A 15,918-nucleotide genomic window follows, 5' to 3' on the forward strand; every position below is an offset into this window, starting at 1 on the left:
ATGCAAGAAATTGTTGTAGATAGTTGATCGATAAACAAAAAAATGAGAAAAACTATTATTTATTTGATACATAAGCTCATTTTTCTTGGGGGTAAAACTTAAATAGTATACATTTAGTCACTTTCATTGACGAACTCCAGAACATTAAAAAAACAGACAAAGAGCTACTAAAAAGCAAGGATAATCGTTTTGAAAAAGAACTAAACGATTATCCTTGCTTCAAATTTTCTTTTTATTCAACACCATAGGCAATGCGTTTTACATTCATCAAGTGATGAGCTGTCACATTATCTGTCGTACTGCTTCCACCCATTGCGCCACAACCAAGTGTCATTGAAGGTGCTAGTTTTGTTGTTGCTCCAATCGCACCCAAAGCACCTAATGTGTTTACTAAAATTCTAGATGCTCTCATTTCTAATCCAAAGATTTCAGCATTTTCATCCTTGGTTGTATGGATCACTGCAGTATGACCAGTTCCTTCATTTGCAAGTAATGCTTTACAAGTTTCTACCCCGTCTTCAAAAGAATCCACTGTAAATAGCCCTAAAATCGGTGTTAGTTTTTCTCTTGAATATGGATTGTGATGCCCAATTTCTGACTGCTCAGAAATTAAAATACTTGTTTCCTCCGGTACAGAAATACCAACTAATTTTGCTACATCCACTGCACTTTTTCCAACAATTTCTGGGTTCAAGGTTCCTGTCTCTCTTAAAATATACTGACTGACTTTACCAGACTCTTCTTCATTCATAAAATAAGCTTTTTGGGCTTTCAGTTGCTCGATTACAGCCTCTTTCACAGTTTTATCAACAACAAGAGCTTGTTCTGAAGCACAAATGATTCCATTATCAAATGTTTTACTGCTGACTACACAATCGATTGCATGAGCAATATCGGCCGTTGCATCAATCAATACTGGTACATTTCCAGGACCTACACCAATTGCTGGGTTACCAGAGCTATAAGCTGCTTGAACCATTGCTTTACCACCTGTGGCAAGAATCAGTGAAACATCTGCATGTTTCATTAAAGCACTTGTCGCTTCTAAAGTAGGATTTTGAATCACTTGAACTAACCCTTCTGGGGCTCCTGCTTCAATTGCTGCTTTTTCGATAATTTCAACTGCCATTAAAATTGATTTCAACGCTTTGGGATGAGGTGAAAATACAATCGCATTTCTAGTTTTTAAAGCAATCAATGATTTGAAGATAACTGTTGCAGTAGGATTTGTTGACGGGATTAGACCCGCTACAACACCTAATGGGATGCCAATTTCAATTATTTTCTCTTCTTTACGACGATTGATCACACCCACTGTTGGTAAGTCTTTGATACTTTCATAAACTTGTTCACTTGCAAAAGTATTTTTTATTATTTTATCTGAAACTTTTCCAAATCCAGTTTCTTCATTTGCTGAAATAGCTAATTTTTCGGCATTATCAAGTGTTTTTTGATAGACATTTTTTACGATAGCATCTACTTGCTCTTGTGTATAGTTTTCATACACGGCTTGTGCTTTCTTTGCTGTTTCGACTAGTGTTTCAATTTCTTTTACTTTGATTACTTCAGTCATATTTGAACACTCCTTCTTTTTTAAACGCTTACAAATTGATTTTAATCTATTTAGAGCAATTTGTTAGGGAATATTTTAAGAAGATTGTGGACAAAATTTACCTATTTGTGTATTTTTTTCACAAAGAATTGCACTTGAAAGCTTTATTTATTCAAGGTATTATAGAGTAGTAAAGAAAATTTCACAAACAGAAGGACTATTATCTCATCAAAGAAAAGAGGGTTTACTTATGTGCCGATTATTGATTGTCAGTAATGATGCAAAAGAACAACAAACACTTCATCAATCTATCAACGACTCATTCATGAATATAAAAGTGTTACCTCCTGCAAGAACCGAACAAGAGGCTTTAGCTATTGCAGAAAAGCTCCTTCCTGAAATTCTTTTGATTGCCATTGATCATTTAGATGTCGATGGTTTTATCGTAAAACGTAAAATAGTGCAACAACTACCCAATATCAAAGTGATCATATTAACAGAACGAGATAATTTCCAAAGTATTCATCAAGCTTTGCGGTGCGGTGTGATCGATTACTTATTAACGCCCGTTGACCTCAACGAATTAAAATTTGCTGTTGATCGATGTGTTAAATCGCTCAACCAAGTTTCTTTAATGGATGTATTGAACAATAAGCCAACTGTCTTGGCAAAAGAACAAATCAACACTATTTTAGATTATATTCACGATCATTATGATGAAGAAATCAATTTAACTACCTTAGCTGATATCATGCATTTAAACCGACACTATGTTAGTCGATTCTTTAAAGAAGCTGTCGGTATGAATTTTATTGATTATTTGACTGCTTACCGTATAGAAAAAGCAAAACAATTATTAATGAAAACGGAAGAATCAATCACAGAAATTTCTGGCACGGTTGGTTACATTGACTCTACTTACTTCAGTAAATTATTCAAGAAAAAAGTTGGACAATCTCCCCATCAATTCCGTAAACACTACCGAGGAGAGCACACACCAGCCGATTTACGCGTGATTTATAATTAGTAATCTCAAAAAACACCAACTAAAATAGGCTAGTTGGTGTTTTTTTGCTTTTAACTAAAAAAGCGAAGGTTTCCCTTCGCTCTAACAATAAAATTATTCTGAATCAGAATCTTGCGCTTTTAAAGCATCACCTAATATATCACCCATTGTAAAGCCAGTATTTTCTTCAGGCAATTCATATTCTTGAACATCTTTTGGTTCTTCCTGAGATTCAGGTTTTGCTTCTAGAGCTTTGATGCTTAATGCAATACGGTGTTCTTCCGGATTAACTTCTAATACTTTCACTTTCACTGCTTCACCTTCTTGTAATACTTCATGAGGTGTAGCAATGTGTTTATGTGAAATTTGAGAAATATGAACTAACCCTTCAACTCCTGGGAACACTTCAACAAATGCACCAAAGCTAGTTAGACGTTTGACAGTTCCATCAAGGACAGAACCAACAGCCGCTTTGTTTTCGATATCCTCCCAAGGTCCAGCTAAGGTTTCTTTGATTGATAGAGAAACACGTTCTTCATCTGGATTGATTGAAAGAATTTTAACTTTTACTTCATCACCAACTGCTAGTACATCACTTGGTTTACCAACATGTTGATGTGCAATTTCAGAAACATGAACTAATCCATCAATTCCGCCTAAATCAATAAACGCACCAAAATCAGTTAAACGAGCAACTTTTCCTTCAACGATATCGCCATCATGAAGTGTTGCTAAGATATCTTTTTTCTTAGAATTTTTCTCAGCAGCAACGACTGCTTTATGAGATAAAATCAAGCGGTTTTCTGATGGCTCGATTTCAATGATTTTAAACGTCAATGTTTGACCTTTGTATTCTGAAAAATCAGCAACAAAATGGTCTTCTACCATTGATGCAGGAACAAATCCTCGAACACCAACATCAACTACTAAACCGCCTTTTACAACATTTGTAACAGGTGCTTCGATAATTTTGCCTGCTTGGAAATCTTTTTCGATGTCTTCCCAAACTTTTTTAGCATCTAAACGACGTTTAGAAAGTAAGTAACTGCCATTTTCTTTGTCTTTACCGATTGATGTGATGACAACTAAATCTAAAATGTCACCGACTTTAACTAATTCATTGATATCTTCCACTTGTGTTGTAGATAGTTCTTTTGCTGGTACTACACCCTCGACGCCGGCACCTTCAATACCAACGACAACTTGTTTGTCCTCAACTGCAAGTACTTCACCCTTAACGATGTCACCTACACTTACTTCTTGGACACTGTTCATTGCATCTTCCATTGTTTCGTTACTGATTTCCACTTTTTTGTCTTCTGTCATGAATACTTATCCTCCTATGCCACCAAAAAATTCGTAAAAAACTGACCTACTTCTTTAATAGTACGGGATTTCATCGAAAAAATAAAGCGATTTCTCTCATTTTCTTTCATTTCTTTTAAATAAGCAGCAGTTTTCTTTCTTAAAGACAAAGAAAGTATAACTTTTTTAAAGCATACTTTCTTTCTGGCTATTAAAATAAAAACTTGACTCTCAACTTTTCGCTGAAATTACCTCTTCGATTGCTTTTACAACTTCCGTTATATTCATTCCCGTTGTATCGATTTTCACCGCATCAATTGCTTGTTTTAAAGGTGAAACGTCTCTGGTTGAATCAAGATAATCTCTGTGTTCGATTTCTTTTTTCAACGTATCAAAGTCCGTTGTGATTCCTTTTTCTTGGTTTTCCTTATAGCGTCTTTCCGCACGTTCTTCTACACTTGCGACTAAAAATATTTTTACTTCCGCATCTGGTAATACGGCTGTTCCAATATCTCTTCCATCCATAACAACTCCGCCTTCACGACCGATCAATTGTTGCAATTCCACCATTTTACTCCGAACAGCTCCGTGTTTTGCAACAATAGAAACAGCATTCGTCACGTTTGGTTGTCTAATTTCTTCAGTTACTTCGATTCCATCCACATAGACAAGTTGTTCTTGCTCGGTTTGTTTAAAGGAAATCTTATGTTCAAGGCATAATTTGACTAAATCTGTTTCATTTTCAAAGTCGACCTGTTTTTGGATTGCTAAATAGGTCAAGGCACGATACATTGCACCTGTGTCACAATAAATATAATGTAATTTTTTTGCTAAGATTTTGGCTACTGTACTTTTTCCAGAAGATGCTGGTCCGTCAATCGCAATACTGATTTTTTTCATAATGCACTCCTTTGTTTATCGCATAGTAAAAGAGTCTGGTACAAAACAGAAGATGTTTTGTTTCAGACCCTTAGAAGTAACCATCATGCTAGACATTCAATGGTTACTCAATTGTATTATTTAACTCGTAATGACTGACCTGGTTGTAAAACTGAATTCAAACTTAGACCATTTAATTGTAAAAGTTCATCTGTAGTTATGCCATTTCTTGACGCTACCTGATTAGGTCCTTCTCCATTCAATACTTCAGTATAAACAGGTGCTGTATCTTCTGCTGAACTTGTCGGCGTTGTCTCTTGTGACACACTATTTTGCCCACCATCAGTCACTGCATCAGAAGTTGATCCAGATGTCTCTTGCGATGTATTAGCACTTGAAGATGATGACTGTGTCGAACTATTTTTTGTTGATGATTGAACAACCACTGATGACGATGGTTGACTCGTTTGCTTATTATCGTTAGGTTTATCTCTCATCACATAGAGATACGTTCCGACTGGTAAAGAAATGATCAATAATAAAAGAATCACTAAAATTGTTAGAAAGACCGTATTGCCTTTTTTTTGTTGACGCTTTTCTGAGCGGGAACCCCCAGTATTCTTATCTGTTTCATAAATTGACTGCTCCCAAGGTTCACGTGCACCTGATGGTTTTTTCGTATCTTTTTTACTCACGTATCGTTCCTCCTAAAATTCTCTCGTTTGCTATTATACCACAGCTTTTTATCAACTGCAGTCTAAAAAAAGATTATTTTCATTCTTTAAATAATCTTATTAAAATGTCCTCCCACTGTTTGGAGATTTCGTTTTCTTCTGGTGATTGTACTATTTGGTCTTTATAGTTGTCAAAGGATAAGCCACACTCATCGCAACAATTTTCTTGCGCTATCTCCGAGATTTTCTCTGAAAAATACTGTTGAATGAACACACGACGGCATTTCGCTTCATTAATATAGTTTAACATAACACTTAACTGTTGTTGACGTTCTTTCTCTTTTCTTAATAATCTTTGCTCTAGTTCTTCTATCGTATAGTCATTTTCTAAATACCCTTGCAACCATTTTTGTTGAATGTCATTTAATCCATATAAACTATTTTCTTGATTTTCTGATTGGTGTCCTGCTAATTCATTTAAAAACTCACGATCAAGACGACTTTCCGACTGGAAATAATAATGAATAAATTCGTCTCCTTTTTGATAGAGTAAAATCGCCACACTGGCTTGTCCATCACGACCGGCCCTACCAATTTCTTGAACATAATTTTCTAAACTATCAGGGCAATCATAATGAATAACAAAGCGAACATCTGGTTTATCGATTCCCATACCAAAAGCATTCGTCGCACACAACACATCCAATTGGTTGGAGACAAATTGCTGTTGGAGTAGACTACGCTCATTAGCGGTCAAACCACCATGATAAAAAGCGGACTTCAAATCTGTTTCATCATTGATCAGTTGATTGATTTTTTCTGACGATTTTCTAGTTGCACAATAAATGATTCCTTTGGTTTTCAACTGTGCAAGATAATCAAGTAATACACTATTTTTTTCTGTAGTTTGATTGACGAGCAAGCCAATATTAGGACGATTCACAGAAAAAACCACCTCAGAAATCGATTCACGATGGGCAAATACTTGGCTAATGATCTCATTTTTTACGGCAGGGGTCGCTGTTGCCGTCAATGCTACAGTCAGAGGATAGTGACATTCTGCTTGGATTTTTGCCAACTTGGTGTATTCTGGTCTAAAATCAACGCCCCACTGGGAAACACAGTGGGCTTCATCTACTACGAACAACGCAACCTTTAATCCGGTTATTTTCTTTCGAACTTCTTTTTGCATCAAAGTCTCCGGACTAATCAAAATGAATTTGTACTCACTTAGATGATTCAATACATATTGCTTTTCAAAAAATGATAGGCTACTGTTTAATGCGATAACACTCGTTTCACCTTTTTTTTGCAACTGGATTACTTGGTCTTCCATCAATGATAGTAAGGGAGAAACAATCAACACTGTCCCTTCGACTAACTGTCCAAATAGTTGATAGCATAAGGATTTTCCTGTACCTGTGGGCAGAACAGCTAAAGTATCTTGTTTGTTTAATAGTTGCTCTATCACTTCTTTTTGCCCTGGTTTAAACGTATTGAAACCAAATTTATTTTGTAGTATTTCTTCTAAGCAGATTAGCATTGGCTGAATTCTCTTTCTTCTCTAAGTTTTTGAATTTGATATAAGCGAAACTCAAAGTAGTCAACTTCAGGACTTGTTTGTTTTACTGAACGATACTCCCATTCTTGATATGGTTTTGAATGGTTTAGTAACTGATGAGAAGTTTCTTTGGATATAAAATATTCAAATGGAAAATCTTTTGTTAAAGCCAACTCCATCAGATGATCTTTTATCGTGCTTATTTTGACTTTTCTTTGCTGAGCTAACGCCTCAATTGAAAGCTTTTTTTTCAAATAATAGTTTGTTTCGCTCATGCTTTTATTTTCATTTTGTCTCATTAAAGGAGTAATCAACCTTTTCAAAAAACTTTCTTCTGGCATCAAACAAATCGTAGCGAGTAAACGATGAAGTCTTGCTTTTTTGAGTAAATACCGCTCAAACGATTTATCTTGAGCTCCCATCAGTTGAAAAGAGGCTTTACCGATTTGTTGATAACCTGAAAATTGTTGAACAAAAAAATCAGCTTCATCTCTAGGTAGCTGAGAAAAAATCTCAGTCCATTCTTGTTTAACGGCTTTGATTAATTGAGCTCTTGGCATAGATTTTATATACATTTTCACTTGTTTTTGATACAACGGTGATTGCTCAAGTGGCACGTAGTTTTTGTTAGCATATGATAAATTTGACACAACTTGAACCGTAAATTGTAACAATCGCCAAATAATTTCATCTGTTTTACCAAAACGATAATTATCGATTTCAAATAAAAACTCAATCTCACCTTCTATTGATTCCATACCTTTAGAAGTTATCTGGACCTCACCTTCTAAAGCTTGATGCAATAACTTTTGTTCAACTAAGTTATCCAGTATGTCATTAAACTGTTTTTCAGACAATTTTGGACATAATTGGAAAAAGGATAAATTTTCATATATAAAACCATACAGTAATACAGAACTTGTCCGTTTGCCTTTTAAAAGATGGTACAAAGTTGATGTTCGCACCTTGTATCCATGCTGAAATAAAGCTAAAATAAAAGAAGGTTCCATATCTCCACCTCTTTCAATGATAGGATAGGATGTGCTCATATGTTATGTAAAATAATTCCTGAAAAATGCATTGCTTGCGGCTTATGCCAAGTCTATGCACCAGAAATTTTCGATTATAATGATGATGGAATCGTTATTTTGAAAAATGATAACGAAATCAAGCAAGAATTTGTTCCCGATAATGAAAGGAACAATGTCTTAACAGCGTACCGCAAATGCCCTGTTCGTGCAATAGAGATCCTAGAAAAATAACGCACATAGAGAACTTTTTTACGTAATCATTAAGGAGAGAATACTTGTCGCATGACGGTATTCTCTCTTTTTGTTTCTTATTTAATCGTCTGCAGCCACTCAATCAAATGATTAGCTACTGCTTCTTGTTGTTCACTATTATTAATCAGGGCTTGTTTATCCCCTTTTTGTTCACCATAACTGCCAAATCCAGCATGATTTCCACCTTTTATTTCTTGAAAAATAGTTTGCCCAGGCAAATATTTTTTTGCTTGATCGTAGGCTTCCCAATTCAACACACCATCTTCAGAACCTGTCAATGAAAGGACTTGCCCTTTAAATTTCAAAAGACTCCCTTTTTCATCAGGATAACTTGCTAGAAAAAATACACCCCTTAATCCAGTGTGATTTTCTTGTTCCGCAGCAAATCGGCTAGCCATAACACCACCTAATGAATGTCCACCGATTACATAATTCGTAAGATGATTTGATTGGATGACTTGCTTCGCTTTATTTTGACCTAAAACCGCTAAGTTTAAAGGTTCTTTTACTAGATAAACTGAAAATCCAGCTTTTGCAATTTTTTCAGCCCAAACACTATAACTAGTGTTTTCAACCAAGGCACCTTGGTAAAAAATCAATGTTGCTTTACTCTCATTTCCTTTAAAAAATAATTCCCCATTTTCGTCTATAGCTTTTCGAGATGCTTCTAAAGCGTTTGTCGTAGGTGTATATGTAATGGTCTTTATGTAAAGCAGACTGACTAAAATCAATGTTACGAGTACAATAACAAGCCAAAGTAATCGTTTTTGCCATTTTTTCATTTTATTTCTCCTTTCCTTCTTATATATTTTATCAGAAATCATCATGTAATTAGAATGATTTGTTTTAACAAAAAAAAAACATAGCGTAAAATGAAGTGCTCTACTCTATGTTTTTTAGTTTATATAAATATCTTATTTCATTATCGTTTTTTTATCGCCCAACCGATATTGTTTTCTAGAAAGCCATGGCAAAAGTTTTGCATGAAGGACTAAGAAAACCGCACTCACAATTGCGCCTTTAATCAAGTTAAATGGAATGATCCCGATCGTAACATACTTTGCTAGTGACATCCCTAAAAACTGCCCAGCCGATACGCCGAATAATTTTAAGTAAAGGGGTGTGATAACAAAATAGTTTGCTACGCCCATAAAAACAGTTAAAGCAACTATTCCCGTAGAAATTCCTAAAATTTTGTTTGAAAGCTTATTGCTCCCTCGCTTGAAAAAATAATACATCGGTAAAGTGAAAACTGTTGTCGCAAAAAAGCTAGCCGCATCTCCTACTAAGTTTTGCGGTGATGCCCCGGTTGTAAACAGATGCAATACTGATCTTATAAATGCCGTACTGATTCCAGCTAATGGACCGAATAAAAACATGCTGATCATAACTGGAATATCACTGAAATCAACTTTCAAGAAGCTGAGTGCCGGTATTGGCATGATCGGAAATGCTAAAAATTGTAAAACCACACCTATTGCTGCTAACATTGCCACACTTACCATTTTTTGTACCTTGTTGTTTCGCATATGAAATCCTCCTGTTAAGGACCCATCTTCAAACGAACTTTTTTAAATTGATTTTTCTAATAATTACTCTTGATTTGCTGTGAGGTGTTGCTTAGTTCTTTAAGTATCAACGATTTTCTGACACATGCGAGAAGTGATTCACTCATATTTAATATTAAATACGGCGTTTCGGTATGGCGCAACTTCTCTCATTTTTCTTGCCAGACGCTGTTTCATCTACTCTTTCTTTCAATGCTCAAAGTTTTGGCGCTTAGAAATTGAATAGGATCAAAAAACAATACAGTGATTCACTAGTATGGTGACTTCCGCCAAGTACTGTTCATCATCTACTTTGCCTTCCAATGCTTAGAGTTTTACTTCTTAGAAACTGAATAGGACTAACATGCAGTAAGGTGATTCACTAGTATGGTGACTTCTCTCCCTTTGGTCGCCAAGTACTGTTCATCATCTACTCTGTCCTTTGACCAATCGTAGTGATTCACAGTAATTCACAGCAAAAACTCTATTTTCCAGCAGGGAAAATAGAGTAGAGTTATCTTATCTGAAAAATGCAAATTCAAATAAGCCCTATCTTCTTTATCCAGACTTTACTGTCGGTATTGGAATTTCACCAATTCAGCCACTTCAAGTGAAGTAGGTCGTGGACTATAACCACCGGTCGGGAATTACACCCTGCCCCTGAAGACGAACCTTTATTAATTTTTTGTACAAGTACAGTATACAACCTTTTTAGAAAAAAGCAATATTTATGTTCAACAGGTCACATACAGAGTGATGCTTATAATTCGTGATTATAAAAAAATTGAGTCAAAACTAAACTTAGTTCTGACTCAATTTTTTGTAAAATCATTTTGATTGATTCATCAAAACACTGATTTCTTTTTTATTTAGATTACGGTATTCACCTGGACGTAGCCCTTTTAAAGTTAAATCCCCATATTTTTCTCTTTTTAGTTTCTGAACTGGGTATCCTACTGCTTGAAGCATTTTTTTCACTTGATGGTTACGGCCTTCATGAATCGTCAATTCTACTATACTAGTATTTGTCTTTAGATCAACGGATATAATCTCAAACGCTGCTGGCGCTGTTTTATAGCCTTCAATTCTAAGCCCTTTTGTTAGTGGAAGTAAATCATGTTTTTTAGCTAACCCTTTTACTTTTGCCACATAAACTTTATCGATCTCATGACTTGGATGTGTTAATTTTTGAGAAAACTCTCCATCATTTGTTAACAGTAATAACCCTGAAGTATCATAATCTAATCGACCCACAGGATAAATTCGTTCTTTGATATGTGAGAAAAAATCAGTGACAACTTTTCTACCTTTATCATCAGAAACTGCAGAAATTACACCTTTAGGCTTGTAAAAAAGATAATAACCGTATTCTTCTTTATAAATCGGTACATCGTCCACTTCTACTTTGTCGTTTTTACCTACTTGTGTTCCTAGCTCTCGAACGATTTTTCCATTTACTTTTACACGTCCATTAACGATGTATTCTTCTGCTTTTCTGCGAGATGCAATCCCTGCATGCGCAATTACTTTTTGAAGTCTTTCCATTTAGTTTTCTTCCTCCGATTCGTTTATCTCCGTTGTTGCTTCTTCTTCATTTAGTTCTTTGTAACGGTCGAAAAAGAGGTCTAAAGGTAACTCTTCAGCGATTTCTTCTTCCATTTGTTGTATATCTGGTAGCTCTTCCAAGGATCTTAAACCAAAATAATCCATAAAATAAGCTGTAGTTCCATATAAAATAGCTCGACCTGGTCCATCTACCCGTCCTTTTTCTTCAATCAATTGTCGAGCAACTAATTTTTGCATCGATCCTGCTGACTGCACTCCCCTAATTTCATCTACTTCGACTCTTGAAATCGGTTGTTTATAAGCGACGATCGATAAGGTCTCAAGAGCGGCTTGAGATAAGGAGTTTGAAATAGGTGATTGCGCATATTTTTTTAATAATGGCGCAAAAGCTTTTTTAGTAGATAAAATAAAGTGATTCCCGACTTCTAAAATATTTAAAGCTGATTCTTTATCTGATTCATAACGTTCTTTTAAAGCGGTCAATGCTTCATACGTTTTGGCGGTAGAAAGTCCTAATAAATAGGATAATTCCTCTAAACCAATTCCTTCTTCACCGACAACAAATAGAATTGCTTCGACTTGACTAACTGTGGTCACGCTGTTTCCTCCGTACTTGATTCAATCTCTTCTGACGTATTATATAGTAAAATAGCACTATAATTGTCTTCTTGTTCTACATGAACAATTCCCTTTTTCATTAATTCCAACAAAGCCATGAAAGTAGTAACGATTTCTTGTTTAGAGTATGATGTGAAAAATGATTCGAAATTGATTGGCGTACTCCGATCGGTTTGACACATTCTTTGAGTAATTACCGTAATTTTTTCTTCAATTGACACATCGTCTCCAGTAACAGTCGTTTCCACTGGCTGTCGACTTTTTTTCTTTTCCAACATTGCATGGAATGCCAAAAACAGATCAATCGTGTTTAGTTGGTTTGGTGCTAACAAAGGATTGTCTTCTTTGTATTCATCCACATCCATTGGTTCTTTCGTATAATAAAGACTTCGTTCTGATTCTTTTTCATGCAAAAGTCCTGCTGCATATTTAAATTTACGATATTCTAATAGTTGAGCAACCAAAGCATCCCGCGGATCTTCACCATCAAGGATTTCATCATCTTCTGCCAGTTCCAACTCTTGTTTGGGCAAAAGCATCTTACTTTTAATTGCCATCAAGGTTGCCGCCATCACCAGATACTCTCCAGCAATTTCTAATTCCAATGTCTTCATTGTATGGATATAGTTCATGTACTGTTCAGTTACTGCCGCGATAGGAATATCATAAATATCGATTTCCAATTTTTGGATTAAATGTAATAGAAGATCCAAAGGTCCTTCAAATACATCCAATTTCACATTAATTTCCTGCAAGATCATCCAACTTTCTTTTTCAGCACTTTAGTTTACCATAAAATTCAAGCGTTGTGTTCTTTCCACTTAGATAAATAAGCAGATGTGGCTAATGTGCCATAAATTTTCATTTCAGGATATAATTCTGCCATCTCGTTTAGTAAGTCAAATCCTAGATTTTCACCTCTAAAAGAAGGATTGATCGAGATATCATGTAAAATCATCGCATCAGATGTTTCTATCTCGATTCCTAGAATTCCTTGAATATTTTGTTCTCCATCAGGTATCCAAAAAAGTAAATGCAGGTCGGCTTCAGATTCATACGTATCGATTTCTTTTAGAAGTGAATGATATTCAGTTAATTTTTGGTGGAAACTTAATAGTCCCATTGCAATTTTTCGTTGCTCTTTTCGATAATAAGTTAGCATGATTTTCACCTTCTTTCCTTCTTTAATTAGTTAGGCTCGTGGGAAATGTTGTTTGTATACATCAGCCATTCTCTGTTTAGTAATATGAGTATAAATTTGGGTCGTAGAAATATCCGCATGTCCTAAAAGTTCTTGAACAATTCTTAAATCAGCCCCATTTTCCAATAAATGGGTTGCAAAACTATGACGTAACGTGTGGGGCGTGATGTTCTTATTGATTCCAGCTTCCTGAACAATTTGTTTTAGGTTTTTCCAAACCCCTTGGCGTGATAATGGTTTCCCGTGATGATTGACAAATAAATGTGTTTCATTTTGATTTTTTTTGATTAGTATAGGACGAGCTTCTTCTAGATATTTTTCAATCCATTGAATCGCATAATCCCCTAAAGGAATGATTCTCTCTTTATCTCCTTTACCGATAGTCTGCAATAGACCAATCGATAAGTGTAGATCGCCTATCTTTAGATCTACTAACTCAGTTACTCGCAATCCAGTTGCATACATGACCTCTAAAATCGTTCGATTTCTTATCCCTAATGGTTTGGTCGTATCTGGTGTTTCAATCAAAGATGTAACTTCTTCCACTGACAGTGTGCTAGGTAATTTTTGTGCTTTTTTAGGTGAATCAATATGCTGCATTGGATCATGATCTGTGAAGCGTTCTTGTCTTAAAAACTGATGAAAGCCTCTTAGACTTGAAATCATTCGAATGATTGTCGCAGATGAGTTGTTTTCATTATGGAGAGTTTGCAAATATTCCATAATTATGTAGCGATCGATCAACTGCCATTTTTCTATATTTTGTTCTTTTAGAAACACTAAATACTTATGTAAGTCCCGCTCATAGCTTTTTCTTGTATTAAGAGAAAGCCCTCGTTCTATTTGTAAGTAATGAAGATAGTCAATAATTTGTTCTTCCATCTATTTTACCTCATTTCTTTTTATTATCATATCAAAGAATTCTAGTAGATGTATAGTAAAATTAGTGGGAATATTTTTTATTTAAATTTTTGTTCTTAAACACAAAAATTTTTCTACTTTAAAAAAATCGTCACTAGCTTTCAAACTAGATGACGATCATCGTTAATTTACATATTTTGTTAAAAAACTTTTAACTTTTGCCTTATATGCTTCTGGATCAACGGTATAAGCTTTAGCATGTGCTGCACCTTTAACAACAAACTTTTCTTTTGGCACATCTGTTGCATCATATACTTCATCCAACATTTCAAATGGCACAAATTTATCTGCATCACCATGAATAAACAACATCGGTACTTTATTTTTCTTCAGTTGCGCAACTGAACTTGCTTCTCCAAAGAAATAACCAGCTCGAACTTTAGTAATCAAACTTGTCACCGGCACTAATGGGAATGACGGTAAATTGAACATGTCTTTCAACTGATAGGCTAGTTCTTTATTTACAGTAGAATAACCGCAATCTTCAACAATTGCTTTGACATTTTTTGGTAGTTTTTCACCACTTGTCATCATGACTGTTGCACCGCCCATGCTAATGCCATATAAAGTAATTTGAGTATCGTTACCATTTTCAGCGATCACTTTATCGATCCACTGAAGGTAATCTTTTCGCTCTGGCCAACCAAAACCAATGTAATCGCCTTCGCTTTCTCCATGGCCTCTAGCATCTGGTACTAAAACATTATACCCCCAGTCATGATACATCTTAGCAAAACTGGCCATTGTTTCGGCATTCCCCATATAACCATGAGCCATGATTACATTTTTATCCGTTTTTTCTTCGGCAGGTAAATAAATTGCTTTTAACTTTAAATCGTCTTTTGATGTCAATGTCCAATATGTTCGATTTTTTTTGTCTTTAAACCATTTTTCTTGTGGTGTTTTTCCTTCAACATTCGTGCCAGGTGTGTCACCTGCTAAGAAATCTTTTTGTGACGGAACAACTGCATAATTATAGAAATACATTCCTGCTGCTGTTAACGCAATTATAACTAATACGACTACAGCAATTAAAATTTTTACGATACGATTCATCCGACTGCTCCCCATTTAAAAGTATTATTCGTTCAAATACACTTAGCTCACATCGAACAAAAGAAATAATACTAACTTTTTTCAAATTCTTAAATAGTATAATGTTTTATTCGGATTTTCGCAATATTAATCACACATCGTATTCTTTTTTTTCATATTGGTAATCGTCAAAAATCAATTCGAAATTATCAATGATATTTCGTTGTTTAGAAAGGAGTAGCAAATAAATTTCTTGCAAGGAAAAATACCCAACATCATTGGTCTCAATCCCTGTAGCTAGATTTTCATTATTCGATTCACATCGAATAAAAAACTTATACGTATACGTTAAAGTTAATGGAAAATCATGTTTTGATTTATCCAATACCACAATTAATCTGTTCGCTTTGACCGTCAAACCTGCTTCTTCCAACGTTTCCTTTTCACCAACCTCTTTTGGAGAATAACCGATGGCTGCCCAATCGCCTGGTAGTGACTAGCAATTATCCCTTTTTTCTTTTACTAATAACAATTTTCCTTCGTGATTGAAGGAGACTGCTCGAATATCTACTTTTGGTGTTGCACACCCTTCATTTTTATCCATTAACATTGTTAATTGTTTTGTTATTCAGGAAGGTTCTTCGTATCTTTCTTGATCATAAATATCTTTTCCAAACTTTTTTCCAGTTTGAGCAATCCTCTGAAGTTTTGTCAATAAAATAGATAGTTCTTTTTCCATATGTCTCACCTTATTTTATTTTATCGACATA

18 protein-coding genes and 1 riboswitch are annotated in these 15,918 nt (G+C 35.0%); of the genes, 2 read left to right on the plus strand and 16 right to left on the minus strand.

Annotated elements, in window-relative coordinates; all coding sequences use genetic code 11:
* Nucleotides 1-232: 232 nt before the first annotated feature.
* The gene (locus AC4BB5_RS09615; RefSeq protein ID WP_490455938.1) at nucleotides 233-1,573 is read right to left on the minus strand and encodes an acetaldehyde dehydrogenase (acetylating); all 1,341 of its coding nucleotides are present in this window, start codon (nucleotides 1,571-1,573) and stop codon (nucleotides 233-235) included.
* Nucleotides 1,574-1,802: 229 nt separating this feature from the next.
* On the opposite strand from AC4BB5_RS09615, the gene AC4BB5_RS09620 reads away from it, so the two are divergent.
* A complete protein-coding gene (locus AC4BB5_RS09620; protein WP_490455939.1) occupies nucleotides 1,803-2,579 on the plus strand; it encodes a helix-turn-helix domain-containing protein in 777 nt (258 codons plus the stop codon).
* Between the two features lie 93 nt (nucleotides 2,580-2,672).
* Here the strand turns inward: AC4BB5_RS09620 and rpsA are convergent, their stop codons facing one another.
* From rpsA to AC4BB5_RS09645, 5 genes are all read right to left on the minus strand, one after another.
* Entirely contained in the window at nucleotides 2,673-3,884 is a 1,212-nt protein-coding gene (gene rpsA / locus AC4BB5_RS09625; RefSeq protein ID WP_490455940.1) for a 30S ribosomal protein S1, read from the minus strand.
* Between the two features lie 210 nt (nucleotides 3,885-4,094).
* Nucleotides 4,095-4,763, minus strand: coding sequence for a (d)CMP kinase (gene cmk / locus AC4BB5_RS09630; protein ID WP_490455941.1), 669 nt, complete (start codon nucleotides 4,761-4,763; stop codon nucleotides 4,095-4,097).
* A 116-nt stretch (nucleotides 4,764-4,879) separates the two neighbouring features.
* Entirely contained in the window at nucleotides 4,880-5,437 is a 558-nt protein-coding gene (locus AC4BB5_RS09635) for an SAG1386/EF1546 family surface-associated protein (protein ID WP_490455942.1), read from the minus strand.
* Between the two features lie 79 nt (nucleotides 5,438-5,516).
* Nucleotides 5,517-6,959 carry a RecQ family ATP-dependent DNA helicase gene (locus tag AC4BB5_RS09640; RefSeq protein ID WP_490455943.1) on the minus strand — a complete coding sequence of 481 codons (1,443 nt, stop codon included), beginning with the start codon at nucleotides 6,957-6,959 and terminating at the stop codon, nucleotides 5,517-5,519.
* Nucleotides 6,953-7,987: a YpbB family protein gene (locus tag AC4BB5_RS09645; RefSeq protein WP_490455944.1), complete on the minus strand. Its 1,035-nt coding sequence runs from the start codon at nucleotides 7,985-7,987 to the stop codon at nucleotides 6,953-6,955. Before AC4BB5_RS09645 ends, AC4BB5_RS09640 begins: the two co-directional genes overlap by 7 nt.
* Before the next feature lie 39 nt (nucleotides 7,988-8,026).
* Between AC4BB5_RS09645 and AC4BB5_RS09650 the strand changes: the two genes are divergently transcribed.
* Nucleotides 8,027-8,239 (plus strand): ferredoxin, encoded by a 213-nt coding sequence (locus tag AC4BB5_RS09650; RefSeq protein ID WP_490455945.1) that lies wholly within the window; start codon nucleotides 8,027-8,029, stop codon nucleotides 8,237-8,239.
* 77 nt (nucleotides 8,240-8,316) lie between these two features.
* Here the strand turns inward: AC4BB5_RS09650 and AC4BB5_RS09655 are convergent, their stop codons facing one another.
* The 10 genes from AC4BB5_RS09655 to AC4BB5_RS09700 all read right to left on the minus strand — a co-directional run bounded on the left by AC4BB5_RS09655 (nucleotide 8,317) and on the right by AC4BB5_RS09700 (nucleotide 15,887).
* Nucleotides 8,317-9,042, minus strand: a complete 726-nt coding sequence (locus AC4BB5_RS09655) for an alpha/beta hydrolase (protein ID WP_490455946.1) — start codon at nucleotides 9,040-9,042, stop codon at nucleotides 8,317-8,319.
* Between the two features lie 132 nt (nucleotides 9,043-9,174).
* Nucleotides 9,175-9,789 (minus strand): ECF transporter S component, encoded by a 615-nt coding sequence (locus tag AC4BB5_RS09660; RefSeq protein ID WP_490455947.1) that lies wholly within the window; start codon nucleotides 9,787-9,789, stop codon nucleotides 9,175-9,177.
* 565 nt (nucleotides 9,790-10,354) lie between these two features.
* Nucleotides 10,355-10,479, minus strand: a riboswitch (FMN riboswitch).
* A gap of 156 nt (nucleotides 10,480-10,635) precedes the next feature.
* Nucleotides 10,636-11,352, minus strand: a complete 717-nt coding sequence (locus AC4BB5_RS09665) for a pseudouridine synthase (RefSeq protein ID WP_490455948.1) — start codon at nucleotides 11,350-11,352, stop codon at nucleotides 10,636-10,638.
* Nucleotides 11,353-11,970, minus strand: coding sequence for an SMC-Scp complex subunit ScpB (gene scpB, locus AC4BB5_RS09670; RefSeq protein WP_490455949.1), 618 nt, complete (start codon nucleotides 11,968-11,970; stop codon nucleotides 11,353-11,355). It abuts the gene before it with no gap.
* The gene (locus AC4BB5_RS09675) at nucleotides 11,967-12,746 is read right to left on the minus strand and encodes a segregation/condensation protein A (protein WP_490459054.1); all 780 of its coding nucleotides are present in this window, start codon (nucleotides 12,744-12,746) and stop codon (nucleotides 11,967-11,969) included. The genes scpB and AC4BB5_RS09675 overlap by 4 nt, the downstream gene beginning before the upstream one ends.
* A gap of 44 nt (nucleotides 12,747-12,790) precedes the next feature.
* Nucleotides 12,791-13,153, minus strand: a complete 363-nt coding sequence (locus tag AC4BB5_RS09680; protein WP_490459055.1) for a GNAT family N-acetyltransferase — start codon at nucleotides 13,151-13,153, stop codon at nucleotides 12,791-12,793.
* Between the two features lie 30 nt (nucleotides 13,154-13,183).
* On the minus strand, nucleotides 13,184-14,074 hold the full coding sequence (gene xerD, locus AC4BB5_RS09685; RefSeq protein ID WP_490455950.1) for a site-specific tyrosine recombinase XerD: 891 nt from the start codon (nucleotides 14,072-14,074) through the stop codon (nucleotides 13,184-13,186).
* A gap of 162 nt (nucleotides 14,075-14,236) precedes the next feature.
* A complete protein-coding gene (locus AC4BB5_RS09690; RefSeq protein ID WP_490455951.1) occupies nucleotides 14,237-15,169 on the minus strand; it encodes an alpha/beta hydrolase in 933 nt (310 codons plus the stop codon).
* 130 nt (nucleotides 15,170-15,299) lie between these two features.
* Complete coding sequence (locus AC4BB5_RS09695; protein ID WP_490455952.1) at nucleotides 15,300-15,581, minus strand: NUDIX hydrolase; 282 nt, start codon at nucleotides 15,579-15,581, stop codon at nucleotides 15,300-15,302.
* 195 nt (nucleotides 15,582-15,776) lie between these two features.
* Nucleotides 15,777-15,887: an NUDIX hydrolase N-terminal domain-containing protein gene (locus AC4BB5_RS09700; RefSeq protein WP_490455953.1), complete on the minus strand. Its 111-nt coding sequence runs from the start codon at nucleotides 15,885-15,887 to the stop codon at nucleotides 15,777-15,779.
* Between the last annotated feature and the right edge of the window lie 31 nt (nucleotides 15,888-15,918).

This window comes from Enterococcus sp. AMC1252, assembly GCF_058216515.1.

Excerpts from the sequence above, each read along its gene's own strand:
- AC4BB5_RS09615 (WP_490455938.1), bottom strand. The coding sequence starts at position 1,573 with ATGACTGAAGTAATCAAAGTAAAAGAAATTGAAACACTAGTCGAAACA.
- AC4BB5_RS09620 (WP_490455939.1), top strand. The coding sequence starts at position 1,803 with ATGTGCCGATTATTGATTGTCAGTAATGATGCAAAAGAACAACAAACA.
- rpsA (WP_490455940.1), bottom strand. The coding sequence starts at position 3,884 with ATGACAGAAGACAAAAAAGTGGAAATCAGTAACGAAACAATGGAAGAT.
- cmk (WP_490455941.1), bottom strand. The coding sequence starts at position 4,763 with ATGAAAAAAATCAGTATTGCGATTGACGGACCAGCATCTTCTGGAAAA.
- AC4BB5_RS09650 (WP_490455945.1), top strand. The coding sequence starts at position 8,027 with ATGTTATGTAAAATAATTCCTGAAAAATGCATTGCTTGCGGCTTATGC.
- AC4BB5_RS09660 (WP_490455947.1), bottom strand. The coding sequence starts at position 9,789 with ATGCGAAACAACAAGGTACAAAAAATGGTAAGTGTGGCAATGTTAGCA.
- AC4BB5_RS09645 (WP_490455944.1), bottom strand. The coding sequence starts at position 7,987 with ATGGAACCTTCTTTTATTTTAGCTTTATTTCAGCATGGATACAAGGTG.
- AC4BB5_RS09680 (WP_490459055.1), bottom strand. The coding sequence starts at position 13,153 with ATGCTAACTTATTATCGAAAAGAGCAACGAAAAATTGCAATGGGACTA.
- AC4BB5_RS09655 (WP_490455946.1), bottom strand. The coding sequence starts at position 9,042 with ATGAAAAAATGGCAAAAACGATTACTTTGGCTTGTTATTGTACTCGTA.
- AC4BB5_RS09640 (WP_490455943.1), bottom strand. The coding sequence starts at position 6,959 with ATGCTAATCTGCTTAGAAGAAATACTACAAAATAAATTTGGTTTCAAT.
- AC4BB5_RS09690 (WP_490455951.1), bottom strand. The coding sequence starts at position 15,169 with ATGAATCGTATCGTAAAAATTTTAATTGCTGTAGTCGTATTAGTTATA.
- AC4BB5_RS09665 (WP_490455948.1), bottom strand. The coding sequence starts at position 11,352 with ATGGAAAGACTTCAAAAAGTAATTGCGCATGCAGGGATTGCATCTCGC.
- AC4BB5_RS09700 (WP_490455953.1), bottom strand. The coding sequence starts at position 15,887 with ATGGAAAAAGAACTATCTATTTTATTGACAAAACTTCAGAGGATTGCT.
- xerD (WP_490455950.1), bottom strand. The coding sequence starts at position 14,074 with ATGGAAGAACAAATTATTGACTATCTTCATTACTTACAAATAGAACGA.